The following is a 26,911-nucleotide window of genomic DNA, read 5'->3' on the forward strand; positions in this document are numbered from 1 at the left end:
CGGAAGCATCGATCGTTGCCGGCAAGATCCTTGAGAACAAGGGCGCGACCTTCGGCTACAACGCCCAGACCGGCGAGTATGGCGACATGATCGCCATGGGTATCGTCGATCCGGTCAAGGTTGTCCGTACGGCTCTTCAGGACGCGGCCTCGGTCGCCGGCCTGCTGGTCACCACCGAAGCCATGATCGCGGAGGCTCCGAAGAAGGAGTCGGCTGGCGGCGGCATGCCTGGCGGCATGGGCGGCGGCGGCATGGGCGGCATGGGCGGCATGGATTTCTAATCCAGCTCTGGCAGCTTTCGCAACGAGAGGGCGGCATCAATGCCGCCCTCTTTTTTTGCGAACCTCGGTCCGATGAACGATCGACGCCAACGCCGGCCATCGGCGTTAGGGCAACCTCAAAAGAACTGTCGAGTTGGTTGCGCGCGGCTTTGCGTCATCAGAGGCGCAAGGCGGTCGCGTGTGAGGATTGCGCGCTCCCATAGGCGGTTTCGGCATGTGCCTCGCCTTCGACATCGACATTGCGGCCAAGCAGGAAATCGGCGGCTTTCGAGGCATGGCTTGCGGCGCGGAAGATGGCGCGGTTGTCCTCGCGCAAAACCGTCAGCCATGAGCCGATGTAGTCGGCATGGCGCACGGTCGGCTCGATGCCGAGACTGCTGCAGATGAAGGCTGATGCGATTTCGGCGACCAGTTCCTCGCGCGCATAGGTGTTGGACCCGAAGGAGCCGGACAGGTCGCGCGCGAGTCGCCTCGGGTGGCCGGTCCAGTGGCCAAGCTCGTGAAAGCAGGTCCGGTAATAGTCGATCTGGTGGAAGAAAGCCGGCTGCGGCGGCACCTGTATGGTGTCGCTGCCGGGCATGTAGAAGGCGCGCTCGCCGCCGACGCGAAAATCAGCGCCGGTTGCATGAATGAGCGCCTCGGCCTGCGGGACCATCTCGCGCTCAGGCAGAGGCTCGCCGGCGGCGTAAAGATGTTCGGGCAGATTATCGCACTGCGCGACATTGAAGACGGTGAAGCGCTTCAGGAAGGGCACCGCCTGCGGTTCGTCGCCATCGGTGTCGGCGCGTTGCTTTTCGTTCTTGGGAACAAAGCGGTCAGCGTGAACGATGGTGGTGCCGTGCTCGCCCTTCCTGACATTGCCGCCAAGCGAAAGCGCCTGCCGGAAGGTGAGCCAGTTCTGGCTGGGGAAACCGCGCTCGATGACCGCGCCCCACAGGATCAGGATATTGATGCCGGAATATCGGCGCTGGGTGGCCGCATTCCGCGGCAGGCCGAGGCCTGTCCTTGCCCTGCCCCACGGCTTGACCCATGGCACGGTGCCGCGCTCCAGTTCGGCAATGATGCGGTCGGTGATTTCCTGATAAAGGCTGGCGCCGGTGCGCCCGCCGCTGTCTGCGCCAGCCTGTCGGCTGCCGCAACGTTTGTTGTTTGCACGCATCGTGATGTCCTCCGCTCTACAATCGCGCGCCCTCCCCGGAAGCGGGGTGGGCGGCAAAAGCGACCGGAAAGGCCCGCCGTCGGAGGCGGACTGCATCAGCAGGACCGGAACGGAGTGGAGGACCCGAAAGCGACAAGCGAAGGGTTGCGGGACGCCGCGGCGGGCCTAGAAGGGAGTGCTGCCCACCCTGCGCCAGGGGGAAGGCCACAATAGAAAGACGCCGGCCGACAGGCCGGCGACCGTCAGCAGCCGAAGGCTGCCCCGCGCCAGGGGGCGATGCCGCAGGGCCAAGACCGCCTGAGCTTGCCGAAGAAAAGCGGGCTCGGTTCACGAGCACCCGGCCAGCGACTTCAGGCGCGGGCGCTCAGGATTGTTGTTGGCGCCCACGGCAGCTGGATGACCGCAACAAGATTACGAGGAGCGACAGCAAAGCCAGCTGCCACAAACGGCACGCTCCGGCAACAACAGCGTGGCCGGTCTACAGATGCTGCCCCGCACGAGAGCCAGCACGCTTTGAGCGCGCATCGGCGATGCAAGCGTTGCAAGCTGGCCATGTCCACAAGGTCGGCGACCACTATATCGCCGACCACCAACGCGGGCGTACCGTCTAAGTGCAGACCTTTCGCGAGTGCGCGGACGCGCGCATTTCATCTGCGATGGCCGGATCTTGCATTCCCGCTTGAGCTGCTCAACGTCAAGGCCTACACGCGCTGCGATCTTGAGAGTGACCCTTCAACTGGGGGAAATCATAAGGGCGCGGTGGAATTCGTCGAACTTTCCCTGTTTTCTCGAGGCGAGTGCGGCGAAGGCTGGGAATTGGGAATCCGGTCCCAGGACCGGGAACTGTTTGATCACAAGCTTCAGATTGGGCTCATGCTTGAAGGCTTTTTGGTAGTTGATATCAGCCAGTCTGCAATGCGGACAGTTGTGGTAGTCATTGAATATGACCAGAACGGCATCGCCTTGCGGGTTGCCGGCGATTGGCGAAGGAGATCGTTGTCGAATGCGCCGCTCCACTTTTGCCTGTCGGTCGACCACGCCTGCCGGTGCAGGTTCGCGCTATATTGGCTCGCCAGCAAGGCGAGGAGTAAAAGAAGAGCTGCGACAGTGATGGCAGTCGGCTTAGACATGAGTCTCCAATCCATGGACGGCGTGGCAGCAACGGCCGCCTTTTTGGTGTAAAATGGGTCAGTTTTGATCGTGCCCCGCAGTTGCTACAGGCGCACAGGTGCCGGTGCGATCTGGCGGTTTCTCAAATACGGCTTTGCGCCATCGGGTCCACCCCAATAGCTGAGCGTCGTTCGCACGGGGAATTGTGTTCACCACGCCGGGCGACTTGACCGTCCACCGCCAGAGCGCTGAACGGTCCGCTAGTGAGGCGCTCCCCGAATCGTCGTTTATCCCGCTCGCCCCGGACCGGGTGACAGCCAGCGTTGCCGCTACGCTGCGGAGAAAAACCGTCAGCGCGTGGCATTCGGACATAAGCTGATCGACGCCAAGAATAAGCCCCACGGAGGTGACCGGTGCGGCCGGAACAAGAAAGAGCGTTGCAGCCATTGTGACGAGGCCTGCACCGGTAATGCGGGTTGTTCCGTTCGAAGGGAACAATGCGACAAACAGCATGAGGATCCGGCAGCCGATCGGGAGATCAGTTTTCGTCGCTTGGGCGATGAAAAGGGCGGCGAGCATCATATTCGTGCCGTCCAGATTGAATGGAATGAGACCCACGACCGAATGCGTGGCGCCGGCCTTTTCCATCTTCTCCATGAGCGAGGCCAGCGCGGCCTCTGAGGAGGACATTGCGAGCAGCAGCTCGTCCTTGATGTATCGGACGAGAGAGAAGAGCGAGCGGCCGTTGTAGCGGCAGACCGCGCCGAACAGGATCGAGAGGAACAGGACCGAGAGGAACAAGACTTGCAGGATGTCGCCTTCCGCGAAGGCACTGGCAATCGTTGACGGGATGATGTTCATCAGGAAGCTGGTCACGGACTGCTCGTGAGCCGTGGCCACATAGCCCTTAACGGCTTCGACATCGAGCGAGGCCGGATCGATGTTGAGGCCGGCGCCAGGCTGAACGATATTCGCGACAATCAGCCCGACAAGGAGTGCTAGCGTCGAGAAGGTAAGGAAATAAACCATCGCCTTGGCGGCAACTCGGCCGACCTTCTGCAGATCGCTCATGCCGGCAATGCCGGTCGCCATTGTCAGGAAGATGACAGGTACGGTGATTATCTTGACGACATCGACGAAGGCATCGCAGAGCGGCTTCAGGCTGTGGCCGGTCTCCAAATGGAAATAGCCGATTGCGGCACCCAGGATTATGGCGGCAAGTACCTGCACGTAGGTCCGGGCAAAATGGCGCTTGCGGGGCGCTAAGATCGCGCGGGGAACTCTTGGAACCAACACCGTCTCTCTCCTTGACCGGATCGGGGTGGGGCTCCTCCCTCTCCCATGCAGTGCTCCGGTCGAACGCTGCGCCCACTTCGGCGCAAACGATGTGCCAAATAGCAAGAGGGGAAAACGCGCAGGACCTCACGCAATGCTTGCGATTCGCTCTCCCACACTCGTGCAGTGGTTGCCTGTCGCAACTATGGAAGGGTCGATTCTGGGAACTCCAAAGGCCGCTCTTTGCGTCGACGCAGCTTGGCTGCCTGGAAGGTTCCCTCTTTGCCTTGCGGTCTGCGAGCTGGGTCCAGATGGTCATCATTTGGCTGCGCGCTGCACGGGGCTCGAAAGATTCAATCGAGGACGGGTCCTCTTGGAAAACGGGGGCAGCGTTGGTCAAGCCCTTCCACCCTGCTGTCCCAATGGTGTTCAGAAGCTCAGTTCACGATCAAGCGATGGATCAGCGTCATCTGGCGTTTGCGCCATCGCGGCGGCGTTGCAACGGGTCTGCCAAAGATGAGCAGGCCGCGAGGCAGGGTCCGAGACCTAGACTCCAACCTCATAGCGCGCTCGGCTCGCGTTCGGAAGGTTCGAACCGCAGCACGATCAGGTGGCGACACCGTTGGTCGGAACCGGAACCCGACGAATGATCGTTCGTGACCGACATCTGTGAACAAGCAGTATGTGTCATTGCAATCACCACCCGTTGCGCGGAAATGCCCATATGGCCGTGAATGAACTGGATTTGGTGATTTTCCAGATGGCGGTGGAAAGCGTCCGCTTGCTCTCTTCAAGCTTTGATGAGAAGGCGGCTGAGATAGCCACGAGGAGCCGTGGTAGCCTTCTTTTTGACGTGCGGGTGGACGGTGACCTGGAGGTCCAGCGAGTCGCAGCCATTGGATATCCAGGCGACAAGATCGGTGTGGTGGCATTGGACCGAGAGGGCCTTGTTAGCTGTTGTTGCCTTGTCAATGGCACCTTCTCACCTTTCATTGCACCGTTGGAGAACTGGACCAGCATGCCCCTTTCGATGCAGGCCCAGATCGATGTCACAGGCTATGCGAGGCTCCTTCTGGCCGCCTTGCGAAATGCTGGACATATGCTGGACAGGTAGCATCGCGATGATGTCTGTGATGAGATGGTGCAAACGGCTGGATGAGGCGATCGCTTGCTGGCAGCTTTGGCAACAAAGCGATCGGTGAGTTCGCAATGCTGGAACACGTCCTTTAGACTCTGCAGTTAAGTTAGCGGACTACCATCTGACGAATGCCCTCTGACAGTCTGCATGGCGCGGCATGCCCTCTTAGGAATGCAGCCGTGGTTCTACACCATCGGCTGTTTTTGTGTCGAAGGCGACGGGCACGCCATGAACGAAGGAAGCGGCCGCCAACAGTTCCTCCAACTCGCGGTCGGTGGCCTTGCATGCCGGCATTAGTGTTCGGATGGCGCGGATCGCCTGCGCCATGGAGAGAAAGCGGACCCTTCCCCTGGAAAGGACATAGGCTTCTGCGGCTTTTTCGACGGTGACGGTGTGAAACGAATTGGTCATGACGAATTCCTCCCTGAACCCTGACCAACCCGACTTATGGCACGAATTCGACCGCCTTCAAGCCTATGTCCGATTGCGGACAATCGCTGCGATTCGTTCAAAACCGCTGATGCTTTTGGGCGACCTGGTGAGGGGCAAGGAGACGTCGGCTGAACCCGTTTCAACCGACATGCTTCAGGCAGCGGCCAGGCCGAAATAACGCTGCTCCTCCTTGTCATAAGCGCCATGTGTGAGCTTTATCAATCCGGCACGGTCGATGATCGTGATCTCGCCGCGCTTGGCGTGCACCAGTCCTCGATACTCAAGCATTTGCAGGGCCGTGGTGACCCCGGGCGGTGGGCGCGAGCATGGTCGCCAGAAATTCATGCGTCGGGAGGATCTTATCTCCTTCCGCACGGTCGTGGACCATCAGCTGCCAGCGGGCCAGCCGTTCTTCGACCTTGGAGTGGCCATTGACCAGTGCCGTCCGGCATGATTGGACGAGGAACGCGTGGGCATAGTCCAGCACTGAGGTGCGAAGCGACGGGCTAATCGCAGGGCGAAGGTTTTCAACCGGCAGGCGCCAGGTAGTGCTTTCCTTTCCGAGAATGACGGCAATTCCTTTCATCCCGTCATAGCCGACAATGCCGACTTCACCTTGCCGCCCGCCGGTCATGGTGGCGACCACCGACGCGATGCCCCTCTCGGGAAAATATACGTTCTTGATCGGCTGATGCGCGACCTCCAACTTGTCCTTGATGCCCGGTTCGACGTGATGCAGCGATGGTCGCAAAAGCGCGAAGTCCTGCGGGGTGAGGGCTTCAGCACCTGGTCGCGAAAGAGGGATCGGGCAAGGCTCTCTTCCAACGGGGCAAGAGCGCGTACGTCTTACTGTCGGCTGCACCGAAGTAAATGCCGGCCGATGCCAAAGCATAGGCTTCGAAACGCGCGATTGCAAAGCCCTGTCGGGGCAGTGCAGTCATGCTAGAAGTCGCGCCGCCTACGATAGGCAGCGGATGACATGATTCCCTTCTGCGGCGGCCACCAAGAACGGCTCGGGCACGCTTTAATCGTTCATACACAAGCTCGCAGGAATGTAAGCAGCGGAACAGTCGGGTGATTCGTACCGCCCTGCCCTTTCAGAGATCAAGTCATTGGACGTCAATTCGGCTGGAACGCCTCGTCGAACGGCCCAGGAAAATGCAGCCGGATGAGCAATGGTGGTTCACCTTATGTGCGGTCCCGGATATGCGGTCCGGCGGCTCATCTCCCAATGGCTTGTCGATGGGGAAGTGGAACTCGTCATGTCGCCGCGAACCGTCACCGCGCTAGCGGGGCTCTTTTGAAGACGCCGGTGTTTTTCTTTGTGGAACTGAATCTGTGAGGTGATTGATGCATGAATCAAACATTTGCGTATTTCCGCTGCATCGGCGACGTATATTGGTCGAAAGTATCGCCCAGGCCCTCGAGACCAAGAACGGCGAGGCGGCGAGCGCGTTCTGGCGCTGTGCCGCCAAGAAAATGCTCATTCAATTGTCCGATGTAGGAATTGCGCCAGAGCTCGCTGCGCAGGAGGTTGGAAGCCTTCTTCATGCGGTCTTGGACGACATGGCCAACCGAACGGTAATGCACAAAGCATAGGCTCGGGCGCTGTTGGACCGCGCGTCAGCTCGGGTCCTTATCGGGGGACTGCTCCGACTGGCCGACGGTCCGGCCAAACCGGCATACCGGCAAAGCTTTGAGGTTGCGATCGCTCACGGCGGCCGGTCCAATATTCTAAGACGACCTCAGAAGCCACGTTGGCTTCTTTGGACGAAGCGGAGGGGCGCCATTTTGGCGTGCTCACGCTGGACTGCGGGTTGCGCCTACGGAAATCCAAAGTCCGGCCGCGCGAGCCAATCGACCGGAACAGTCGAAAGCTCGTGGGGCGGGTCCGCTCACCCTCACGGCGGCGGTGGCGGCCGTGAGCAGACTTAACTCAAGTCACGGCTGAGCATCCGCAGGCGCTATGCCGATTGGATGAGAACTGGTTGCCACAACACCGGCCCGTTGAGGCGTCCCCTCCAGCGGATGCGCAAGAGACTGGCGTAGGAAATATCGAGGAAGCCGGCGACTGCCTCGGTGTTGCCGACCTGCTTGGGCTGTCCGATACGTGACAACGGCCAGGTCGCGAGACGAAGGATCCTTTCGATGCGCGTATCTGTCACCGTTACGATCCCGGAGAGATTGTTGGCCAAGCCGAATTCGATGATCCCCGCGAAGAGCTCGTAGGTTGCTTGGGCCAGGCCGCCAGCTGCCTTCGGCGCTGTCGCAGGGAGATCGAGCGCGAAACGACTACTCTCCCAGATATCGGCACTCGCAGGGACCACCATCTCATCCAGCAGCGTCGGAAACGTATCGCGCAACATTGTCGGTCCGGTGGTCGGCAAAAGGCGGACGCAGCCGCAAGTTCGCCAATCGGACCCCTTGAGAAGCAGGTAGACGGGGTTCAGGCTGTCAAACGAGTCCGTTTCCATTTCGCCTTCGGTCTGCACTTCCCAATCGAGCCGCTTCTTGAAAACCCGATACCTAAGTCCGTGCATTTCCTTGAGTTCGCTCGCAAACTCGGCGTAGCAGTCGGGTGTTATCAGCTGCATCATTGTCGTCTCCGTGCGGGATGTGTCCACGCAATCGAAGGGCAAAGCCGTCATGAATGCAGCCTGTAGACCTTTACAGCTAGACTTGGAGAGGATCAGGATCTCGCCCGAGCAGCCATCCGCACTACGGCCTGGTTGATGGTTCGCACGCCAAGCTTCGCCTTGGCGTTTTCCTGATGGAAGGTCACGGTGCGTTTCGAGACACCGAGAATCTGGCTGATATCCCAGGCCGACTTGCCGCACGCCGCCCATTTCAGGCACTCGAACTCCCGCCGGGTGAGCATTATGCCATCTACCACGCAATCTTCGGCGAGCCTGCGCCGGGCATGGATATGAACGTTGATCGCAACCAGTTGCATTGCTTTTTCGTAGCGCGTCAGCGACCTCAGAAATGGCGGATGCGCCTCGTTGGAGGCGAAGGTCAGTGCGGCGAACCGGCCGCGATGATCATGCATCGACATGGTCAGTCCGCCGCGAATGCCGAACTCAGCTGCTTTTTCCAGGACTTCCTGCTGAGAGGTCGGCAAATAACGGTGATCGCGGTCCACACCCCAGTCGAAGGTATCCCAGCCCCGCAGTCCCCGCAGGATCACGGGATCCACGCTGTGGTAGCGCTGTTGCAGGTAATGTGATGTCCATGATGATGGATAATTCGAGATCAATCGCGGCCTGTCGCCGGAAGCGGATGGGTAGGTGAAATAAGCGAAGAGCGGAAAGTCGAACCCGGCTGCGGCGGACGCCATTGCCTCATGGAGATCGACGGCATCGACGCTTGCAGAGAGTTGCTCGACCAAGGTTTCAAATACGCGATGCATCTGCGCTTAGCGTACCTCGCGGAGGTTGCTGGAAGCCGACGGAGACGTGGTTCTAAATGATGGCCTGTCCCTGCAGGGCATACGACGCGCCGCCGTCATCACCGCAATTGCTGTGCTGCTTCCGATTGGAGAGAGCTCCGCCCACCTGACCAACTACCGATGGGTGATATTGCGACGTTATCGATGAGCCGCGTGTCGCCAAGCCAAGCCGCAGCAAGCAAGCGTGCCGGTCGGTCAAGGCTTGCTAACGATTGCAGGTCTGTTTCTCCGCGAAGCTCCAGGTATTCGAGCTCGCGATAGCCGGCAGCCAGAATTGCTGCACGCGCTTCATCAAGCGTAGGCAGGATGGGGGAGCCGCGTGCAAGCCGCTCGGCCGTATCGAGCAGGACCGATGCTAGTTTTGGGGCAATGGCGCGTTGGGCTGGGGAGAGCCGCACGTTACGCGACGATAGCGCAAGACCATCGGCTTCGCGGACTGTCGGACAGGGCACAATAGTGATCGGAATGTCGAGATCCCGGACCAAGCGCCTGACAAGCTGAAGTTGCTGAAAATCCTTTTCGCCAAAAAAGGCGAAGTCAGCGCCGGCCTGCAGGAAGAGCTTGGCCACGACCGTCGCCACGCCATTGAAATGGCCGAGCCGGAATGCGCCGCAAAGGCATTCGCTGATGCCGGACACTGAAACGGCCGTGGCGAAGCCCACCTGGTACATTTCCTCTGTGTCCGGCACATAGAGCAGATGCGTGCCCAGCAGAGCGAGCTTGGCAGCATCGTCGCTTTCCGTCCGAGGGTAGGCAATCAGGTCGGCGGGGCTGTTGAACTGCTTGGGGTTTACGAACAGCGTCACGATCACCCGCTCGGCCCTTTCGAGCGCCTTCCGCACGAGGCTCAGATGCCCGTCGTGCAAGGCTCCCATGGTCGGCACAATACCGATCGTGGCACCCGAGCGACGCCATTGCGCAACGACGCCGCGCAGCTCGCTCACGGTTCGAGCGATCGGCACGCTCATGTGAAGTCACCGGCCTTCAAGGCGTTGACATAGAGATGTTCGACCGCCGGAAAGTGCCGGTTCCGCATATCGGTGGCGTAAGCGGCGATTGCCGCCTCAGCCTGCTCACCGAGCTCGGCATAGCGTTTGACGAACTTCGGCCGAAATGAGGTGAAGAGCCCGAGCATATCGTGGCTCACCAGAATCTGGCCGTCGCAAGCTGGCGAGGCACCGATGCCGATGGTGGGTATGTCGATATCGGCGGTTATCTGCCGTGCAAGCTGCTCCGGTATCTTTTCCAGCACCAAGGAGAAGGCGCCAGCTTCAGTTACCGCCCTGGCGTCGCGCCTGATCCGCTCTGCATCGGCTCCCCGGCCCTGCACACGATAGCCTCCAAACGTGTTTACCGCCTGCGGCGTCAGGCCCACATGGGCCATGACAGGTACGCCGCGCGCGGTAAGGAAGCGGATGGTTTCCGCGATGGTCTCGCCGCCCTCGATCTTTACCGCTGAACAACCGGTCTCACCCATCACGCGCGCAGCGTTGCCGAAAGCGTGCTCTGGGCTTTCCTCGTAGGAACCGAAGGGCAGGTCGACGACCATCAGCGCGTGTTCAAGGCCGCGGCGAACGGCCTGTCCGTGCATGATCATCATGTCGAGCGTGACCCCCAGCGTCGACGACAGGCCGTGCAGCACCATGCCGACGCTGTCGCCGACAAGAACGATGTCGCAGTGGCGATCGAGCAGCCTCGCGACCGGCGTGGTGTAGGCCGTCAAGCATACAAGTGGCGTCTGGCCTTTTCGCGATCGAATATCTGGAGGAGTCATCCCTTTTATCTCACCAGCCGCGCTCAACCGAGGCCCCTTCCCTTACGTTACCAACAGCGGGTGTCGCGTTTGGCATATTTTTGTGCGACTGCGAAGAGCTAAAAACAGCGCTTGAGTACTCCGGTGTTGACGTGCTGGCTTCCAAGGTTACATTCAATCGATTAAGGCGCTCCGTTGGGCCAACCCGCTTTCGCAAACATGGATCCTCAGACAAGAAGAACCAAGAAAGGCAAAGCCGCCGTCAAAGCTGACGAAGCCAAAGTGGACCTGACTGCCGTCGTGGTCGCCGTAAACGACAGTGAGCCCTGTGTCCTCACAGTCGGTCATGCGGACACCCTCCCTTCTGGACCTTTTGCCCTTGAGCATCGATCACTGCAGTCGGGTTTGAGGGGGTGGGTGGAGCAGCAGACCGGCCATGCACTTGGATACATCGAGCAACTCTACACCTTCGCCGATCGCGATCGCATCGGCACTGAGCGCCACCAGCGCGTCATCTCAATCAGCTATCTCGCATTGACCAGGAAGGAACAGGCAACGAACTCGGCCGCGTGCGGCTGGCAAAGTTGGTACGAATATTTTCCCTGGGAGGACCACCGCTTCGGCACGCCGCCTGTGCTGCTCGATAGATTGCGGCCCCGCCTGATTGAGTGGGCCGGCGGCGCCAGCGAGCCGACCACTCAACGCGAGCGCCGGCAGCGCGCTGCGATAGCCTTCGGCTTCGACGACCGCCATTGGAACGAGGAACTCACGCTCCAACGCTACGAGTTGCTCTATGAAGCTGCTCTGATTGAGGAGGCCGGTGGCGGCAGGGACGCGATTGCGGCCGCGGCTGGCAAACCAATGGTCGCTGACCACCGTCGTATTCTGGCAACCGGGATCGCGCGGCTGCGTTCGAAGATCAAATACCGGCCGGTCGTGTTCGAGCTTATGCGGCCTTCCTTCACGCTGCTGCAACTGCAGCGAACCGTGGAAGCTTTGGCTGGCAGGCTGATCAACAAGCCGAACTTCCGGAGATTGGTCGAGCAGCAGGAACTTGTTGAGGAGACCGGGGAGACCTCCCTCGACACGGGCGGCCGACCGGCGAAGCTTTATCGCTTCCGGCATGCCGTCCTCGACGACAGGGCTATCGCCGGGACAAAATTACCGCTGGCGCGGGCTTGACATACTTATAGTCAAGGTAGATATATTCCCTTATTGTCAAACCGAATATAATCGAGGCGCCAATGACTGGGGCGTTACCTATGGCTGCGTCCTTGTATGAGCGTGTCCGGCGGGTGATCCCACCCGTTGAATGGCCCGCGTTCGCCGGCGATATTGAAGCCATCTTAGCGCTGAAGCGTGAGCGCAATGCGGTGGTGCTGGCGCACAATTACCAGACGCCCGAAATTTTTCATTGCGTGGCAGACATCGTCGGCGACAGCCTGGCGTTGGCCCACAAGGCGGTGACGGTCGACGCCGACATCATCGTGGTTGCCGGCGTTCATTTCATGGCCGAGACGGCAAAACTGCTCAATCCGAACAAGACCGTGCTCATCCCGGATCTCCGCGCCGGCTGCTCGCTGGCCGAATCGATCACGGCAAACGACGTGCGGCTAATGCGGCTGCGGTATCCGGGGGTCCCCGTTGTTACTTACGTCAACACTTCCGCCGCCGTAAAAGCGGAGTCCGACATCTGCTGCACGTCCGGCAACGCCAAGGCGGTGGTGGAATCGCTTGGCGTGGCGCGTGTGCTGATGCTCCCGGACGAATATCTGGCGAGGAACGTGGCAGCCGATACAGACGTCGAGATCATCGCCTGGAAAGGCCATTGCGAGGTGCATGAGCGCTTCACCGCAGCAGACATCCGGGAACTGCGCGATGCCCATCCAGGCGTCATCGTGCTGGCCCATCCAGAATGCCCACCAGACGTTGTCGCGGAGGCGGAGTTCTCCGGCTCGACCGCGGCGATGTCGGATTATGTCGAGCGTGAGAAACCGAAGCGTGTCGTCCTTCTGACCGAATGTTCGATGAGCGACAACGTCGCGGTCGCGCATCCCGACGTCGAGTTCGTTCGCCCATGCAATCTGTGCCCGCACATGAAGCGCATCAACCTGGCCAACATTCGCGCCGCACTCGAGCAGAACCGGCATGAGGTCCGGATTGATCCCGAAATTGCCGGCCCCGCCCGCCGCGCGGTCGAGCGCATGCTTTCCCTATGAGTCTGGAGGTTCGCGAAATCGCGGGGGCGCCGGTCGTCATCGGCGGCGGCATTGCCGGCCTGATGACGGCGCTTCATCTGGCGCCGGAACCGGTCGTGCTTTTGACCAACGCGCCGCTTGGAACCGGAGCCTGCAGTGAACTTGCCCAGGGCGGTCTTGCGGCAAGTCTCGGGGGCGACGACGGCCCAGATTTTCACCTTTGCGACACGATAGCTGCCGGCGACGGACTCTGCGATGAGGCCACGGTGCGGCGAGTGGTACGAGCTGCACCCGAAGCGATTAGGACGATCCAAAGGTTCGGCGTCGACTTCGACCAGCACCCTGACCGCGCGTTGCGACTTGGGCTCGAGGCGGCACACTCGCGACGGCGGATTGTGCATGCAGCCGGCGACGCCACCGGTCGCGAGTTGGTGCGCGCGCTCGTCGCCGCGGTTCGGCGTACAGCCTCGATCACCATTATCGAAAATGTGGAGGTCCGCCGGCTGGTCGTGCAGGACGGGTCGGTCATCGCCGTGGTCGCAGCAGGACGAGCCGGCGCGCTCGCTCTGCCCACGCGTCGCGCGGTGCTGGCGACCGGCGGCGTCGGCGGGCTGTTTTGCGACACGACAAACCCCGCTGGCTCATGGGGTCACGGGCTGGCGCTCGCCGCATGGGCGGGGGCGGAACTCGCCGACTTGGAATTCATACAGTTCCATCCAACTGCGCTCGACGGTCCGCGCCGGCCGATGCCGCTGGTGAGCGAAGCCGTGCGTGGCGAAGGCGCGGTGCTCATCGATGAGCGAGGAGAGCGCTTCCTCGCCGACACACCTGGCGGTGAACTTGCGCCTCGCGACGTCGTAGCGCGCGCCATTTGGCACCAGCTTGCCGTTGGACGCCGCGTATTCCTGGACGCACGGCAAAGTCTCGGCCCGAGATTTGGCAAGCGTTTTCCAGGCATCGCCGAATTGTGCCGGAGCGCAGGAATCGACCCAGCGACCGACCTGATCCCGGTGCGCCCGGCGGCACATTATCACATGGGCGGCGTCGCCGTAGACAGCGCCGGCCGCAGCTCCATCGAGGGATTGTGGGCCTGCGGTGAGGTGGCCTGTACCGGCCTGCACGGCGCCAACCGCCTGGCCAGCAACTCGCTCACCGAAGCGGCGGTCACCGCGAGCTGGGTTGCCGAAAGCGTTGCCGGCACGTCGTATACCCGGCGACCGCGCAGATGCTCCACATTCGTCCCTCCACGACCAGACGCTTCCGTGGTCCGCCCGATTGTCTCCGCCGCCCTGGGTATCATCCGCGACGGCGAGGCAATGCGCGAAGCGGTGGCGACCCTGCTGCCGATCGCAGCCAATAGTGTCGCTGCCTCTGGTCCGGCTTTGGTCTCACTGATGATCGCCGCGGCGGCCCTGAGGCGGGAAGAGAGTCGAGGCGCGCACTGTCGGTCCGATTTCCCGCTCCACGATGCCAACGTGCGCCCATCACGGCTGACACTGCACAGCGCAATGCGGGCCGCGGCCGCACTCGATTGCCGGGCTACCATACGGAGCACTTGATATGACTTCATTCTCCCCCCTCCCCGCGACCCTGATCGAACCGATTGTGCGCGTTGCGCTCCTCGAAGACCTGGGCAGATCCGGCGACCTGACCACCGATGCGGTTATCCCGTATGATTGCACTGCCACGTTGGTGCTCAAAGCGAGGCAGGCGGGCGTCGTTGCCGGGCTCGATCTGGTCTCGTATGCCTTCCTTCTCGTGGAACCGGCGATCAACATCCAGATCTGGCGCCCTGATGGCAGCGAGGTTGGGGCCGGGGAAACCATTGCAAGATTGTCCGGACCCGCACGAGGCCTGCTCACGGCCGAACGCACGGCCCTCAATTTCTTATGCCGGCTGAGCGGCATTGCCACTGCCACAGCGGCCATGGTTGAGGCCGTGCGCGGTCACAAGGCGAGGATTGTATCGACGCGAAAGACGACGCCCGGGCTGCGGGCATTGGAGAAATACGCCGTGCGCGTCGGCGGCGGTGCCAATCACCGGTTCGGCCTCGATGACGGCGTGCTCATAAAGGACAACCACATCGCGATCGCCGGCGATATGCGCACAGCAATAGAGCGGGCGCGCGCCGCAGCAGGGCATATGGTGAAGGTCGAGGTCGAGGTCGACACGCTGAAGCAGCTCGATGCAGCGCTCGCGATTGGTGTTGACGCGGTGCTGCTCGACAATATGTCGGTCGAGGATCTTGCCCGCGCGGTTTCTATAGTGGATGGCCGTACGATCACCGAGGCGTCCGGTCGGGTGATGCCGAAAACGGCGGCGGCGATTGCGGCGACCGGTGTCGATCTCATCTCCATGGGTTGGCTGACGCACAGCGCCCCGATCCTCGACATCGGCCTGGACATGCCGGACCACCAGAACATCTGCAAGCACTTGAACTGAGGATTACGGCGTGAGGAGCAACATCAGCTCGGCAGGCGTAGGAGGTGCTGGAAAGACGTGCCGCAGCTCGCCTTTAGCGAGTGCGCCCCAAAGCCAAGAAGGCGTACCGGACTAGCAAACAAAGGTTTGACGATGACGATTGGAATGAACTCGGAGTTCGACGTGAACCAGACCATGCAATCGGTCGACGGAACGCCTCCGCGATGGAACCGCAAAGAGGCCGAGGCCATCTACGGCATGCCATTCAACGATCTGCTGTTCCTGGCTCAGACGATCCACCGCCAGAACTTCGATCGAAACCGAGTGCAGCTGTCGCGGCTCCTTAGCATCAAGACCGGCGGGTGCCCCGAAGATTGCGGCTATTGCAGCCAGTCTGCGCATTACGAAACCGGTGTGAAGGCGTCGAAGCTGGTGGACGTCAAGCATGTCATCGACGAAGCGGCCAAGGCGCGTGATGGCGGCGCAACGCGCTATTGCATGGGCGCGGCGTGGCGAAGTCCCAAGGAGCGCGACATGGACGTTGTGGTCGCCATGATTGAGGGCGTCAAGGCCCTCGGCATGGAGACCTGCATGACGCTCGGCATGCTCGATCTTGAGCAAGCTGCTCGCCTGAAGCAGGCCGGTCTCGACTACTATAACCACAACATCGATACCTCTGAGCGCTACTATGGCGAGGTTATTTCAACCAGGACTTTTGCCGACCGGCTGAAAACGCTTGGGCACGTGCGCGCGGTTGGGATGAAAGTCTGCTGCGGCGGCATTGTCGGGATGGGAGAAGAAAAGACCGATCGCATCGACATGCTGGTCACGCTCGCGAACCTGCCCGAGCCGCCGGAAAGCGTGCCGATCAACATGCTTATTCCCATCGAAGGCACGCCGCTTGCCGCGGCCGACGCCATCGATCCGATCGATTTCGTCCGCATCGTTGCGCTCGCGCGGGTGATGATGCCGAAATCCTATGTAAGGCTGTCCGCCGGCAGGACGGCGATGAGCGACGAAACGCAGGCGCTGTGCTTCTTTGCCGGCGCCAATTCGATCTTTGTCGGCGACACGCTGCTGACGGCGGGAAATCCCGGCGAGGACAAGGATACCCTTCTGTTCCGGCGCCTCGGCATTGAGCCTATGGAACTCGCCACGCAATGAAGGAGGCAATTCTTGCCCGCTATGACGCAACCTTGCGGGGACTGGGGCGCAAGGACCGGTTGCGGACGCTCGCACCGCGCGCCGGGCTCGACTTCTCGTCGAACGACTATATCGGACTTGCCGCCTCCAAAAGACTGGGCGATGCGGTTTCGACGGCGATTGCGCGGGGCACGCCAGTGGGCGCCACCGGATCGCGGCTGTTGCGCGGCAATGCACCGGAACATGAGCAACTGGAGGCGGACGCAGCGGCATTTTTCGGAGCCGAGCGTGCACTGTTCTTCGGCAGCGGCTATATCGCCAACTTCGCTCTGCTGACGGCCCTGCCGCAGAAAGGCGACCTGCTGGTCCTCGACGAGCTCGCTCATGCCAGCATGCATGAGGGTGCCCAGGCCGGGCGCGCTGAGTTCAAGCTGGCCGCGCACAACGACGTCGACGCTGTCGAGGACGCAATCACCCGCTGGCGCGCCGAAGGCGGCATGGGGCGGGTGTGGATCGCCTTCGAAAGCCTTTACAGCATGGATGGCGACCGTGCGCCGATGGAGAGCCTGGTCGCGCTGGCTGATCGGTACCAGGCATTCATCGTCGTCGATGAAGCGCATGCCACCGGCGTCTGGGGACCGGACGGCCGGGGACTGGCCGCCGCGTATGAAGGCCGCGACAACATCGTCACGCTCCACACATGCGGCAAGGCGCTTGGCGCATCCGGCGCGCTCGTTACCGGACCGCGAACACTGTGCGACTATCTTATCAACCGGTGCCGGCCATTCATCTATGCGACCGCACCATCGCCGCTGATGGCAGTCGCGGCACGTGAGGCGCTGACTATTCTGTCTGACGAGCCTATGCGTCGTGCTCAGTTGCACGAGCGTGTCGCTTTCGCGAGCCGGCAATTGGCCGAACGCTGCGGCGTGATGCCCAGCGGCTCGCAGATCCAGCCGCTTGTGATCGGCGATAACAGCCGCACCATGGCGGTGGCGGCAGGACTGCAGGCACGCGGCTTCGACATACGCGGCATTCGCCCGCCGACAGTGCCTGAGGGTACGTCGCGCCTGCGCATTTCGCTGACTCTCAACGTCGACGAAGCCGACATTTCCGCCATGGTCGAGGCTCTCGTCGGAGTGTTGGCCACAGCATGACCAAACGCATCGTCGTCACCGGAACAGACACTGGAATTGGCAAGACAGTGTTTTCGGCCGGACTTGCCGGGCTGCTCGACGGCTTCTACTGGAAGCCGGTGCAATCGGGCCTCAACGAGGAGACCGACAGCGAGGTCGTCGCCCGGCTTTCCGGCTTGCCCGACGGACGCGTGCTGCCCGAAGTCTATCGACTGACGATGCCGCTGTCGCCGCATCGATCAGCCGAAATCGACGGCGTCGCGATCGAGGCCGACGATCTTTCATTTCCGGTCCTGCCGACACCGCTCGTCATCGAAGGCGCCGGCGGGCTGATGGTGCCGCTCAATCGACAGACAAGGTTCATTGACATATTCGAACAATGGCGGCTGCCGGTCATACTGTGCGCCCGCACCGCGCTTGGCACCATCAATCATACGCTGTTGTCGATCGAGGCCCTGAGAGCCCGCTCCATCCCGCTCATCGGCATTGCCTTCATTGGCGAAGAGGTGGCCGATACACAAAGGACAATCGTGGAATTCGGCGGCGTGCCGCAGCTGGGCAGGCTGCCGCACCTCGGTCCGCTGACGGGTGAAACGTTGAGAGATGCAATGATTTCCGGCTTCGACCTGGCCATGATTGCCGGAGGCGACTGATGGCGGAGTCTCGAGTCTGGCATCCGTTCACGCAGCACGCGCTAGAGCCCTCGCTCCCTGAAATCGTGCTGACTGAAGGCGCCTATCTCCACAAGGCCGACGGCTTCCGCATCCTCGATGCGATTTCTTCCTGGTGGGTCGTCACCCATGGCCATCGCCACCCCCGCATCATGAAGGCCATCGAGACGACCGCCTCGAGCCTCGACCAGATCATCTTCGCGGGCTTCACCCACGAGCCGGCCGAACGGCTGGCCGAGGCGCTTGTAGGCATCGCACCCGCCGGCCTCCACCGGGTGTTCTATTCCGACAGTGGCTCGACCTCAGTCGAAGTCGCGCTGAAGATGGCGCTCGGCTATTTCCGTAACATCGGCGCGTCGCGTTCGCGCATCGCCGTCATGGAGCACAGCTATCATGGCGACACCATCGGCACGATGAGCGTCGGCGCCCGTGGCGTCTTCAACGCCGCCTATGAGCCTTTGCTGTTCGAGGTCGACACCATCCCCTTCCCGGCCGCCGGGCGCGAGCAGGAAACGCTGGATCGGTTCGAGGCCGTTAGCCGCGACCGGCGCGCAGCCGCGCTGATCGTCGAGCCGCTGGTGCTTGGCGCCGGCGGCATGCTGATGTATCCGGCCTGGGTTCTTGCCGAATTGAAGAGGATCGCCGAAGCCTCCGGCACGCTCGTGATCGCCGATGAAGTGATGACCGGCTGGGGGCGCACCGGAACCATGTTTGCCTGCGAACAGGCGTCCGTCTCGCCCGACATCTTGTGCACCTCGAAAGGTCTGACCGGTGGTACCATCCCGCTGGCCGCCACGATCGCCACCGATGCCATCTTCCACGCTCACTTTTCGGAGGATCGCAAGAAGACGTTTTTCCATTCGAGCTCCTACACCGCCAATCCGATCGCCTGCGCGGCAGCACTTGCCAATGTCGAGATCTGGCGTGACGAGCCGGTGGCCGAGCGGATCGCGGTCTTGAGCGCGAGGCAGGCCGCGGGGCTGCAACGCTTCCGGGACAATCCATATTTCACCGACTGCCGGACAACCGGCACCATCGCGGCACTCGACCTACGCACCGGCTCAGCCGGTTATCTGGCCGAGATCGGGCCAAAACTGCGCGCTTTTTTCCTTGAGCGCGGCCTGTTGGTGCGCCCGCTCGGCAATGTCCTCTATCTTCTGCCGCCCTATTGCATCACCAGCGACGAATTGGACGGGCTCTATGACGCGATAGAGGAGGCCGGCGAACGCTTCGGCTCGCGGCCATGAACCTATCGTCGCGCGTTCTCGGCTTCGGCCATCATGCGCCGACGCGCAAGGTCGAGAACCCGGAAATCGAAGACCGGCTCGGGCTTGAGCCCGGCTGGATCGAGCGGCGCACCGGAATTCGCTCGCGCTTCTGGGCAACAGACGAAGACACGCTGTCGGGCCTTGCCGCCTCTGCCGGCGACATGGCGCTGACCAATGCCGGTATCGACCGCGGCGACGTCGGTCTACTCTTGCTCGCCACGTCGACGCCCGATCACCTTCTGCCGCCAAGCGCGCCGCTGGTCGCACATCGGCTGGGGCTAGGCCGCGCCGGAGCGATCGACCTGACCGGCGCCTGCGCCGGCTTCATCTATGCGCTGATGTTCGCCGACGGGTTCACCCGCCTGCACGGCAAAGCGAGCCTTGTCATCGCCGCCAACATCCTCAGCCACCGCATCAATTTGGCCGAGCGCGCCAGCGCCGTGCTGTTTGCCGATGCCGCCGGCGCCATGGTGATCAGTCCTTGCGATGACCCGGATCGAGGCATTCTCGGCGCTTCGGTGGATTCCGACGGCTCGCGCTACGGGCTAATCCAGATTCCCGCCGGGGGAAGCAACACTCCGTTCCATGCCGACCTCGACCTCGCGCAGACACGGATGACGATCACTGACGGCCGTGAAGTATTCAGCAAGGCCGTGGAGATGATGACCGCCTGCTCGAGAGATGCGCTCACTGCTGCCCGACTGAGGCCGCAAGACCTCGATCGTTTCGTGCCGCATCAGGCCAATGCGCGCATTTTCGACGCGGTCGGCAGGAACCTCGGCATCGCTGATCACTCGATCGTCAAGACGATCGCCGAATATGGCAACTCTTCCGCCGCGACGATCCCGCTCTCATTGTCGCTGGCCCATCGGGCGCAGCCGTTTCGGCCTGGCGAGAAAGTCCTCTTGGCGGCAGCGGGTGCGGGTCTCAGCGGCGGCGCGCTTGTGGTGGGAATTTAGCAAAGCAATGCTTGCGCACAGGACTGCTCATGAATGAGACTATGAGAATGGCTCAATACGCAAATAGTCGCCGGCAAGCTCCATAGAGCTGGGGTCCGTGCGGTGCTCCGCGATGTCTAAGTATCGACCCGCTTGCTCAAATCGCAGCGCTCATCGAAGGCCAGCAATACCTCATGCAGAGCGAAAATCCCCAACCGCCCGTTTCAAAGACGCTCGCCCCATTTCGAAACAAGGTGTTTCGCTCAATTTGGGCGGCCACCCAGATTTCCAGCCTCGGTTGGCTAGTGCAAACGGTCGCCATCAGTTGGCTTATGGCAACGATTTCAGCGTCCGACCTCATGGTGGCACTCGTCCAGGCCGCATCCACATTGCCGGTGTTCTTCCTCTCAGTTTTCGCCGGAGCCATTGCCGACAACTTCAGCCGCCGGTGGGTGATGTTTGCGGGACACTGCCTGATAGCATCGGCGTCGACGACGCTGATGATTTCTGTGGGTCTGGGATTTGTCAGTCCTTGGCTGATTCTCGGGTTAGGTTTCCTGGCCGGCTGCGGCTTTGCCTTGAATGATCCGGCTTGGCACGCTTCGGTCGGCGATATCCTTCACAAACGCGACATTCCGGCCGCAGTGACGCTTATGTCCGTCGGATACAACATTGTGCGCAGCGTTGGTCCAGCCTTGGGGGGCGTGATCCTGGCCGTCTTTGGGCCGCTGGCCGCTTTCGCCTTGGCTGCGGTGAGTGATCTGGCGCCCATAAGCGCGATATGGCGCACCAAATGGGAGGTCCGCTCTTCGCCTCTCCCTCGTGAGAGAATGACGACGGCAATTCATGACGGAGTGCGCTTTACGGCGATGTCTTTGGAGATCAGGGCAGCGACCGCCCGAGCCGCTCTTTTCGGGTTGGCAAGCATCTCCATTCTGGCGTTGCTCCCCCTCGTCGTCCGGGATCAGTTGAAGAGTGGGCCAATTGTCTACGGTATCTTATTGGCCGGCTTCGGCATGGGTGCTTTCATCGCGGGTATGGGCAACGGCTTCTTGAGGAAGGTCACGTCTCAAAACAGGCTGGTGGCCTTCGCCTCTGTGGCTTGTGCAGTCTGTTGCCTCTCCCTTGCCCTTACATCGTCGCTTCCTGTGGCGGCCATTTCGCTGGCGCTCGGCGGAGCGGGTTGGCTTATCACCTGGACGGGCATTGACGTGTCGGTGCAGTTGGCAAGCCCAAGGTGGGTTGTAGGCCGCACGCTCTCCATTTACTACGCCTTGAGCGCAGGCGGTATGGCTGCTGGCAGCTGGATCTGGGGTTCTGTCGCGCAAAACTATTCCTTGACCTCAGCATTGGAGGGCGCCGCAGGCGCTCTGTTGCTGGTTGCAGCAGCGGGGATCGTGTTGCCGGTCCGTCCCTGGGAAGAAACCGATCAAGAAAGTTCAGTTTTTCATCCGCCGGACGTGGCTCTCGATCTGAAACCCAGAAGTGGCCCTATCGTGGCCAAGGTCGAGTATTTGATATCGGAGGAAAATATCGAGGCCTTTCTGGGCTCCATGCGCACGCGGCGACACGTCCAGAGCCGTGCCGGTGCACGAAACTGGACGCTCCAGCGAAATCTGCAAACACCGTCACTTTGGACGGAGACATTCCGCACCCCCACCTGGATGGACTTTCTCCGCCTAAATCATCGACTCACCGCAGCAGATAAGGAAGTCGCCCAGCATCTCCTGTCACTGCATGAAGGAGAGGTGCCTCCGCAGACAGTGCTTTCGATTGAACGGACGACCGAGGCAATTCGTACCCGTACCTCGACAATCTTTTCTCGTCCTCCAAGATGACGCCATCAAGCTGCTGTCCAGGGACAGGGTGGATCACCGGTGCTTTGCAGAGCACAGCCTCACACCGAGAGCAGCGTGCTCCGGGTTGTGCGCTTTCGCGCGCACCCAGGCGAGATGATGGTGAACGCGGCGTCAAGTGGAAGTCCCCTGCATACGCTTGCGGAGTCTTCTGCGAGAGCCCATGCCGACGAGCGCCAAACAAGGTCTGATGCCTTTCGGCGTCGTGGCCTCAACTCATCGATTCGCGAGAAAAGCATCGAATGCAGCAGCAACGGCGCGAACAACAAAGCGGTGCTCCGGCCGCACGCGGATGAAGCCGTTTTCGACGTCCAGGATCCCCTCCTCAGCCAGCGTCACCAAACTCTCAACTGAATCGAGAAAACGAGCTGGTTCGATTTCGTGGGCGGCACAGATGGTCGGCACGTCGGCCTCCAAATCGCACATCAGTCGCTCGATGATCGCTGCGCGCACCCGGTCATCGTCGGTCAGACGGTGACCCTTTGATGTCGCCAGACGTCCACTTGCGATGTGCCGGGCGTAAGAATCCCGTGTTACTTCGTTCTGAACATACCCCTCGCGGACTCGGCCAATAGCCGACGCGCCGAAGCCGATCACGTTTTGCAAGTATCGGCCGAGTATCCCAGCGAATTACGCCGTAGGCGCCCGGTCTTCTGGCGCTAGCGCAAGTTCGTCGTCCGGCGGAGCGAAATGATCGAGCCCGATCTCCCGGTAGCCAGCGCCAACCAGTGTCTCGGCGACAGTTGCAGCCTGTTCGGCGCGAAGATCGCCGTCCGGTAGACCTGCCTGCTCGATTAGGCGCTGATTCTTTATCACGGAAGGAATATGCGCGTATCCGAACACCGCAAGCCGGTTGGGGCGCATGGCGACCGCAGCCATCGCGGTCTGGATGCAGGACTGCACAGTCTGTTTCGGTAGACCGAAGATGAGGTCGAAGTTGATATGGCCAACGCCATGCCGGCGGAGATTTTGGACTGCAGCGGCCGTCTGCACCTTACTCTGGATCCGATTGATCGCCTTTGCACATCGGGATCAAAGCTCTGCATCCGATGCTCGCGCGGTTGACACCGTTAGCTGCCAGGGCTTCGGCCATTTCCGGTGTGAACGTTCGGGGATCGATCTCCACGGCGATCGCAGCAGTTTTGCTGAAAGCGAAGTGGCGGCGTAGAAATTCCATCAGCGCCAAGTGCTCGGCTGGCCCGATAAGGTGAGGCGTTCCGCCGCCGAAATGCACATCGCTCACCGGCAGCCCTTGCCGCACTTGCTCCGACACCAAACTGATCTCCTGACGCAGCACCGCTAAATAATTAAGGATCGGGCCGTTGCGACGGATGACCGCGGTAGGGAAGCCGCAATACCAGCACATGGATCGGCAAAACGGAATGTGGAAATAGAGCGACACCGATTCGTCGGCCGGGAGGCCCCCCAGCCATTCCTCATAATCGTCAGCACCAACTGCCGCAGAGAAGTCTGGCACAGTCGGATAGATGGTATACCAAGGCGGCCGGGGGTCCCGGTACTTTGTCAGGATTGAGGTGTGCAAGGAGCTGTCATCCCACGTCGCTCATCCATCATTCTTTCGTTGCGCGCTCGTCCTGGTCTCTGACCTAAGTCAGTGCGTCCCGCTTATGTCGCAGTCTCGTTTGGACAGGATGGGGTCAACCACGCCGGGGAGCGCGCGTGCCATGGTTGCGCCTGAGGTGATGGTGCGGTGCCGCATTCAACGTCTGAGTACGTGACGCCAGTGCAGTGTGCTTGAGGCGTCTGCGGAAGAACTTTGCAATGCGAAATTCATGTCCGACGCAACGGACCTGTCAAGCCTCGTTCAGACGCCATCCAGGTCCAGCCAGCGGCCTTCCCTGCCGGCCGAAAAACCATACCGGCTTTAGCCACCGAGACGCTCTAAAGCTGACGTCGGCTCATTTGATGAAAGGAGGACGCCGCTAGGGGGTGCACAAGGTTCCCCGGCTTGACGTCGCTTCGAGCGAAGAGCGGTGTGGCTTGTCGTCAAGCGCCGGGCAGCGTGCCCCCTACCGATATCCCGAAAAGATCGACCAAGATGGCCATGCCGACGCCACACGCGGTCTGGATGAGGCCGACCATGAAAATGCGATTGGCGCGTTCGTAGATGGGGCGCCGCAAGGAACTCATGTCGAGCAGCATGGACAGCGCTCTCATCTGCAGTGCGATGCCGAGCAGGATCGGCACTACGGCGAACAGATCGTAGAGTTGCCATGGCAAGGGGTTCGCGGCCCAATGAGTGAGGAAGCCGAGGGAAAAGGCAAGCAGGATACCCACGGCAGTGATTGTGCCGTTGCGGAAAATGGTCTCGATCGGTTCTTCCTTCGGATCGTGCTCGTCCAAGCGGCTTCCTTTCGTTGCTCTTTCCGTCGAGACTAAGTTCTCGAGAATACTGTTCATCGCCAATTACTCGAGGCGAGCCGTAGGCAGCCGTTTCAGGGTGCGCTCCCTCTCGCTTCCGGCCGCGCAATGTACCTGCACGGCGAACTTACAGCGGCGAAAAGGTGCTGCGGCCACCATGCGACGCCTCGGACGTGCACGCCCTCTGTTCCTGGCGCAGCCCTTGCGGAGCGTACGCGCAGTGATCCTTCTCGGTAGCGGATGGCGCGGCCTCCGTTGCGGTCAGACGGGAAGCCGTCGCTGTTAAACGAGACTGTCACATATCGAACATGGCGAACCGTGTCGCACATTTCTTTTCGCAGTGACCCTCAAAAAAAGTGATTCCAGCGAGACGAAGGCGCGTCGGCCCGATTTTGGTGTCGGCCGCATCTACGCTTCAGGTTGGCATGTCGCTTGCTGCTCTATTCGGAGAGCTGCAGCGGTCCGACCGGAGTGTTTCACATGTAAACGATAATGAATCTCCTAGCAGAAAACACTATTATAAGTACATGTGGCTTTTACGCTGGCTCACCTCTCGTGTCAAGCGCTTTGGCGTCCACATATTGGAGACAACACGCACAAAATTTAGAGGAAAAGCTTGCTCTTTCGCCTCTATCCTTTTTATTCCTTCATGGAGATCTAGACATGTACATCAAGAGTCCTCTTCTCGGCTTAACTGCTCTGATGACCATTTCCGTCGGTCGAGCAGCTGGCGCCGAGCGGGAACCGGCCGAGTACATCAAGATCTGCGACGTCCTCGGCTCGGGATATTCCTATATTCCCAACACCGAGACCTGCCTGCGCATCGGCGGCTATGTCCGTTACGATATCGGCCTGGGTGACGTCCGATCGTATGACAGCGCAAGAACCTCGGACGTGAGAACTGGCGAGGACCAAGGCACTTGGCGAAACAGCACACGCTTCACGTTCAAAACTTGGACCGGCCAGCAGACCGAGCTCGGCGCGTTGACGACCTATACCGAAACCCAGGTGAATTTTGGCAACAGCGCTAACTCGCATGACAGTCCTCAGAACTATGATTTCAACAGCGGCCTCGCACTGGCTTCTGCCTGGGTCGAGCTGGGAGGCCTGCGAGTTGGCAAGGAGGGGTCGGCCTTCGATACGTTTGCAAGCTACGCTGGCAACGTTCTCGATAGTATGCTCGTTCCGTCGGCCGGCTTCGACACCAACGTGGCTCAGTACCACTTCGACGCCGGCAACGGCATTTCGACTGTGATTTCGCTCGAACAAGGATCGGGCTCAGCCGGTACTATCGACAGCTATATTCCGCACGTTGTCGCCGGCTTGAAATACACGCAAGGCTGGGGCTCGATCATCGGCGTCGCGGCTTATGACAGCAATTACGAAGCTTTTGCCGGCAAGATCCGCGTCGACGTCGCTGTCACAAACCAGCTGTCGCTGTTTGGACTCTTCGGCTACGGTTCCAATGCCAGTCTCAACGAGGACTCAAACGGCGCAATTGCCAATCATGGGCGCGGCTCGTACAAAATCTGGAACGGCCAGTGGGCTTTCTGGGCGGGCGCCACCTACGAGTTTGACGAGAAAACTTCGTTCAACCTTCAGGTCTCGGGTGATCAGCTCAAGGATGCTGGTGTGGCTGCAAACGTCGCCTACATGGTCGTTCCCGGCTTCACGGTCACAGCCGAGGTCGATTACGACCACTACGGCAACTCTGGCCTCGGCCCTGCCGAGCCTACCGCCGTCAAGGGCACGAGCAAGCCGAACAGCGTCGGCGGCATTCTCCGCTTACAAGGCTCATTTTGAAATCTCTCCAGTCGCGAGCATGGCAAAGGCACTTGCCTCGACAACGCACGCATGGAGAGCTTCGTTCGCCATCTTGAAGTCTGCATCGACCGTCCACGGCCCATCGTACCAACTAGAAACTGAAAGTTATGAGCCCTGTGTACTACACCTAGCCCTTGACCTGCCCGATGAACCGGCCAGGGGCCGTCAGTTCAAATTCGGGGCCGTTTAGAGGGCAGTGTGAGGCCGTGTTAGGTAAGCGCCACTGCAATGTCGAGGCCGCGACACGCCTGTCGCTTTGGACGGCTGGAATTGCCCTTCGCGGCGCCATTCATTCTCTCAACATTTACGTGATAATGCACGCTGAGTCCGAGCCGCGTGGCAGCACCCATCCTAGGTGTGAGCTTTCGAGAGGTTGTCCATTCGGACCGGACCGAGGAGACTGGAGTTACCACGCTTCAGCATCCATCGGAGGGTCCGAATGAACATCCACAAGAATGCCCGTCTCACACCGCTGCGT

General features: G+C 60.9%; 25 protein-coding genes and 1 pseudogene. 14 read left to right on the forward strand and 12 right to left on the reverse strand.

Translation table 11 applies throughout. The features are described from left to right. Positions 1-281: TCP-1/cpn60 chaperonin family protein (locus EN932_RS05795; RefSeq protein WP_281061520.1), on the forward strand; the 281-nt coding region annotated here is incomplete at its 5' end. 157 nt (positions 282-438) lie between these two features. On the opposite strand, the gene EN932_RS05800 is transcribed toward EN932_RS05795, so the two are convergent. From EN932_RS05800 to EN932_RS05810, 3 genes are all read right to left on the reverse strand, one after another. Continuing rightward, positions 439-1,440, reverse strand: a complete 1,002-nt coding sequence (locus tag EN932_RS05800; protein ID WP_063169241.1) for a zincin-like metallopeptidase domain-containing protein — start codon at positions 1,438-1,440, stop codon at positions 439-441. Positions 1,441-2,172: 732 nt separating this feature from the next. Beyond that, positions 2,173-2,478 (reverse strand): thioredoxin domain-containing protein, encoded by a 306-nt coding sequence (locus EN932_RS38725; protein ID WP_126057771.1) that lies wholly within the window; start codon positions 2,476-2,478, stop codon positions 2,173-2,175. Positions 2,479-2,628: 150 nt separating this feature from the next. Then, positions 2,629-3,843, reverse strand: a complete 1,215-nt coding sequence (locus EN932_RS05810) for a cation:dicarboxylase symporter family transporter (RefSeq protein WP_210326676.1) — start codon at positions 3,841-3,843, stop codon at positions 2,629-2,631. Positions 3,844-4,549: 706 nt separating this feature from the next. Here EN932_RS05810 and EN932_RS05815 point away from each other — a divergent pair. Beyond that, a complete protein-coding gene (locus tag EN932_RS05815) occupies positions 4,550-4,939 on the forward strand; it encodes a hypothetical protein (RefSeq protein WP_024505560.1) in 390 nt (129 codons plus the stop codon). A 189-nt stretch (positions 4,940-5,128) separates the two neighbouring features. Here the strand turns inward: EN932_RS05815 and EN932_RS05820 are convergent, their stop codons facing one another. From EN932_RS05820 to EN932_RS05825, 3 genes are all read right to left on the reverse strand, one after another. Continuing rightward, a complete protein-coding gene (locus tag EN932_RS05820) occupies positions 5,129-5,374 on the reverse strand; it encodes a hypothetical protein (RefSeq protein ID WP_063169243.1) in 246 nt (81 codons plus the stop codon). Positions 5,375-5,548: 174 nt separating this feature from the next. Further along, positions 5,549-5,683, reverse strand: coding sequence for a hypothetical protein (locus EN932_RS39465; RefSeq protein WP_256754986.1), 135 nt, complete (start codon positions 5,681-5,683; stop codon positions 5,549-5,551). Then, positions 5,676-6,146, reverse strand: coding sequence for a hypothetical protein (locus tag EN932_RS05825; protein ID WP_224570941.1), 471 nt, complete (start codon positions 6,144-6,146; stop codon positions 5,676-5,678). Before EN932_RS05825 ends, EN932_RS39465 begins: the two co-directional genes overlap by 8 nt. Before the next feature lie 599 nt (positions 6,147-6,745). On the opposite strand from EN932_RS05825, the gene EN932_RS38730 reads away from it, so the two are divergent. Continuing rightward, on the forward strand, positions 6,746-6,994 hold the full coding sequence (locus tag EN932_RS38730; protein WP_063169245.1) for a DUF6074 family protein: 249 nt from the start codon (positions 6,746-6,748) through the stop codon (positions 6,992-6,994). A 365-nt stretch (positions 6,995-7,359) separates the two neighbouring features. On the opposite strand, the gene EN932_RS05835 is transcribed toward EN932_RS38730, so the two are convergent. From EN932_RS05835 to panB, 4 genes are all read right to left on the reverse strand, one after another. Continuing rightward, complete coding sequence (locus EN932_RS05835) at positions 7,360-7,992, reverse strand: acyl-homoserine-lactone synthase (protein WP_063169246.1); 633 nt, start codon at positions 7,990-7,992, stop codon at positions 7,360-7,362. Between the two features lie 92 nt (positions 7,993-8,084). Then, complete coding sequence (locus tag EN932_RS05840) at positions 8,085-8,804, reverse strand: LuxR family transcriptional regulator (RefSeq protein WP_063169247.1); 720 nt, start codon at positions 8,802-8,804, stop codon at positions 8,085-8,087. 98 nt (positions 8,805-8,902) lie between these two features. After that, positions 8,903-9,811, reverse strand: coding sequence for a pantoate--beta-alanine ligase (panC, locus tag EN932_RS05845; RefSeq protein WP_063169248.1), 909 nt, complete (start codon positions 9,809-9,811; stop codon positions 8,903-8,905). Further along, on the reverse strand, positions 9,808-10,644 hold the full coding sequence (gene panB, locus EN932_RS05850) for a 3-methyl-2-oxobutanoate hydroxymethyltransferase (RefSeq protein ID WP_063169249.1): 837 nt from the start codon (positions 10,642-10,644) through the stop codon (positions 9,808-9,810). Before panB ends, panC begins: the two co-directional genes overlap by 4 nt. A 171-nt stretch (positions 10,645-10,815) precedes the next feature. Here panB and EN932_RS05855 point away from each other — a divergent pair, with 171 nt between their 5' ends. The 10 genes from EN932_RS05855 to EN932_RS05900 all read left to right on the forward strand — a co-directional run bounded on the left by EN932_RS05855 (position 10,816) and on the right by EN932_RS05900 (position 22,209). After that, the gene (locus EN932_RS05855; protein ID WP_024505567.1) at positions 10,816-11,778 is read left to right on the forward strand and encodes a membrane protein; all 963 of its coding nucleotides are present in this window, start codon (positions 10,816-10,818) and stop codon (positions 11,776-11,778) included. Positions 11,779-11,840: 62 nt separating this feature from the next. After that, the gene (gene nadA / locus EN932_RS05860) at positions 11,841-12,815 is read left to right on the forward strand and encodes a quinolinate synthase NadA (protein WP_063169250.1); all 975 of its coding nucleotides are present in this window, start codon (positions 11,841-11,843) and stop codon (positions 12,813-12,815) included. Continuing rightward, a complete protein-coding gene (locus EN932_RS05865; protein ID WP_063169251.1) occupies positions 12,812-14,353 on the forward strand; it encodes an L-aspartate oxidase in 1,542 nt (513 codons plus the stop codon). The genes nadA and EN932_RS05865 overlap by 4 nt, the downstream gene beginning before the upstream one ends. 1 nt (position 14,354) lies before the next feature. After that, positions 14,355-15,236, forward strand: a complete 882-nt coding sequence (gene nadC / locus EN932_RS05870) for a carboxylating nicotinate-nucleotide diphosphorylase (RefSeq protein WP_063169252.1) — start codon at positions 14,355-14,357, stop codon at positions 15,234-15,236. Between the two features lie 174 nt (positions 15,237-15,410). After that, positions 15,411-16,379, forward strand: coding sequence for a biotin synthase BioB (gene bioB, locus EN932_RS05875; protein ID WP_224570943.1), 969 nt, complete (start codon positions 15,411-15,413; stop codon positions 16,377-16,379). Beyond that, positions 16,376-17,515, forward strand: a complete 1,140-nt coding sequence (locus EN932_RS05880) for an 8-amino-7-oxononanoate synthase (protein WP_024505572.1) — start codon at positions 16,376-16,378, stop codon at positions 17,513-17,515. The genes bioB and EN932_RS05880 overlap by 4 nt, the downstream gene beginning before the upstream one ends. Further along, positions 17,512-18,147 (forward strand): dethiobiotin synthase, encoded by a 636-nt coding sequence (gene bioD / locus EN932_RS05885; RefSeq protein WP_063169254.1) that lies wholly within the window; start codon positions 17,512-17,514, stop codon positions 18,145-18,147. The genes EN932_RS05880 and bioD overlap by 4 nt, the downstream gene beginning before the upstream one ends. Continuing rightward, positions 18,147-19,412, forward strand: coding sequence for an adenosylmethionine--8-amino-7-oxononanoate transaminase (locus tag EN932_RS05890; RefSeq protein WP_063169255.1), 1,266 nt, complete (start codon positions 18,147-18,149; stop codon positions 19,410-19,412). The genes bioD and EN932_RS05890 overlap by 1 nt, the downstream gene beginning before the upstream one ends. After that, entirely contained in the window at positions 19,409-20,392 is a 984-nt protein-coding gene (locus tag EN932_RS05895; protein WP_063169256.1) for a beta-ketoacyl-ACP synthase III, read from the forward strand. Before EN932_RS05890 ends, EN932_RS05895 begins: the two co-directional genes overlap by 4 nt. 173 nt (positions 20,393-20,565) lie before the next feature. Continuing rightward, positions 20,566-22,209 carry an MFS transporter gene (locus EN932_RS05900; RefSeq protein WP_063169257.1) on the forward strand — a complete coding sequence of 548 codons (1,644 nt, stop codon included), beginning with the start codon at positions 20,566-20,568 and terminating at the stop codon, positions 22,207-22,209. 234 nt (positions 22,210-22,443) lie between these two features. Here EN932_RS05900 and hemN read toward each other — a convergent pair. Together hemN and EN932_RS05910 are read right to left on the reverse strand one after the other, a co-directional pair. Then, positions 22,444-23,770, reverse strand: a pseudogene (hemN, locus tag EN932_RS05905) (oxygen-independent coproporphyrinogen III oxidase). A gap of 464 nt (positions 23,771-24,234) precedes the next feature. Further along, entirely contained in the window at positions 24,235-24,591 is a 357-nt protein-coding gene (locus EN932_RS05910) for a hypothetical protein (protein ID WP_024505577.1), read from the reverse strand. A gap of 681 nt (positions 24,592-25,272) precedes the next feature. Between EN932_RS05910 and EN932_RS05915 the strand changes: the two genes are divergently transcribed. Then, positions 25,273-26,412, forward strand: coding sequence for a porin (locus tag EN932_RS05915; protein WP_063169258.1), 1,140 nt, complete (start codon positions 25,273-25,275; stop codon positions 26,410-26,412). Positions 26,413-26,911 lie beyond the last annotated feature (499 nt).

The organism is Mesorhizobium sp. M7A.F.Ca.US.002.01.1.1 (assembly GCF_004022955.1).
Lineage (GTDB): Bacteria > Pseudomonadota > Alphaproteobacteria > Rhizobiales > Rhizobiaceae > Mesorhizobium > Mesorhizobium ciceri.

What these genes read in the sequence shown, in the direction of transcription:
- bioD (WP_063169254.1), top strand. Translation starts at nt 17,512, where the DNA reads ATGACCAAACGCATCGTCGTCACCGGAACAGACACTGGAATTGGCAAG.
- EN932_RS05880 (WP_024505572.1), top strand. Translation starts at nt 16,376, where the DNA reads ATGAAGGAGGCAATTCTTGCCCGCTATGACGCAACCTTGCGGGGACTG.
- nadA (WP_063169250.1), top strand. Translation starts at nt 11,841, where the DNA reads ATGACTGGGGCGTTACCTATGGCTGCGTCCTTGTATGAGCGTGTCCGG.
- EN932_RS39465 (WP_256754986.1), bottom strand. Translation starts at nt 5,683, where the DNA reads ATGCTTGAGTATCGAGGACTGGTGCACGCCAAGCGCGGCGAGATCACG.
- nadC (WP_063169252.1), top strand. Translation starts at nt 14,355, where the DNA reads ATGACTTCATTCTCCCCCCTCCCCGCGACCCTGATCGAACCGATTGTG.
- EN932_RS05855 (WP_024505567.1), top strand. Translation starts at nt 10,816, where the DNA reads ATGGATCCTCAGACAAGAAGAACCAAGAAAGGCAAAGCCGCCGTCAAA.
- EN932_RS05890 (WP_063169255.1), top strand. Translation starts at nt 18,147, where the DNA reads ATGGCGGAGTCTCGAGTCTGGCATCCGTTCACGCAGCACGCGCTAGAG.
- panC (WP_063169248.1), bottom strand. Translation starts at nt 9,811, where the DNA reads ATGAGCGTGCCGATCGCTCGAACCGTGAGCGAGCTGCGCGGCGTCGTT.
- EN932_RS05900 (WP_063169257.1), top strand. Translation starts at nt 20,566, where the DNA reads ATGCAGAGCGAAAATCCCCAACCGCCCGTTTCAAAGACGCTCGCCCCA.
- EN932_RS05820 (WP_063169243.1), bottom strand. Translation starts at nt 5,374, where the DNA reads ATGACCAATTCGTTTCACACCGTCACCGTCGAAAAAGCCGCAGAAGCC.
- EN932_RS05915 (WP_063169258.1), top strand. Translation starts at nt 25,273, where the DNA reads ATGTACATCAAGAGTCCTCTTCTCGGCTTAACTGCTCTGATGACCATT.
- EN932_RS05800 (WP_063169241.1), bottom strand. Translation starts at nt 1,440, where the DNA reads ATGCGTGCAAACAACAAACGTTGCGGCAGCCGACAGGCTGGCGCAGAC.
- EN932_RS05835 (WP_063169246.1), bottom strand. Translation starts at nt 7,992, where the DNA reads ATGATGCAGCTGATAACACCCGACTGCTACGCCGAGTTTGCGAGCGAA.
- EN932_RS05895 (WP_063169256.1), top strand. Translation starts at nt 19,409, where the DNA reads ATGAACCTATCGTCGCGCGTTCTCGGCTTCGGCCATCATGCGCCGACG.
- EN932_RS05840 (WP_063169247.1), bottom strand. Translation starts at nt 8,804, where the DNA reads ATGCATCGCGTATTTGAAACCTTGGTCGAGCAACTCTCTGCAAGCGTC.
- EN932_RS05865 (WP_063169251.1), top strand. Translation starts at nt 12,812, where the DNA reads ATGAGTCTGGAGGTTCGCGAAATCGCGGGGGCGCCGGTCGTCATCGGC.
- EN932_RS38730 (WP_063169245.1), top strand. Translation starts at nt 6,746, where the DNA reads ATGCATGAATCAAACATTTGCGTATTTCCGCTGCATCGGCGACGTATA.
- bioB (WP_224570943.1), top strand. Translation starts at nt 15,411, where the DNA reads ATGCAATCGGTCGACGGAACGCCTCCGCGATGGAACCGCAAAGAGGCC.
- EN932_RS05815 (WP_024505560.1), top strand. Translation starts at nt 4,550, where the DNA reads ATGGCCGTGAATGAACTGGATTTGGTGATTTTCCAGATGGCGGTGGAA.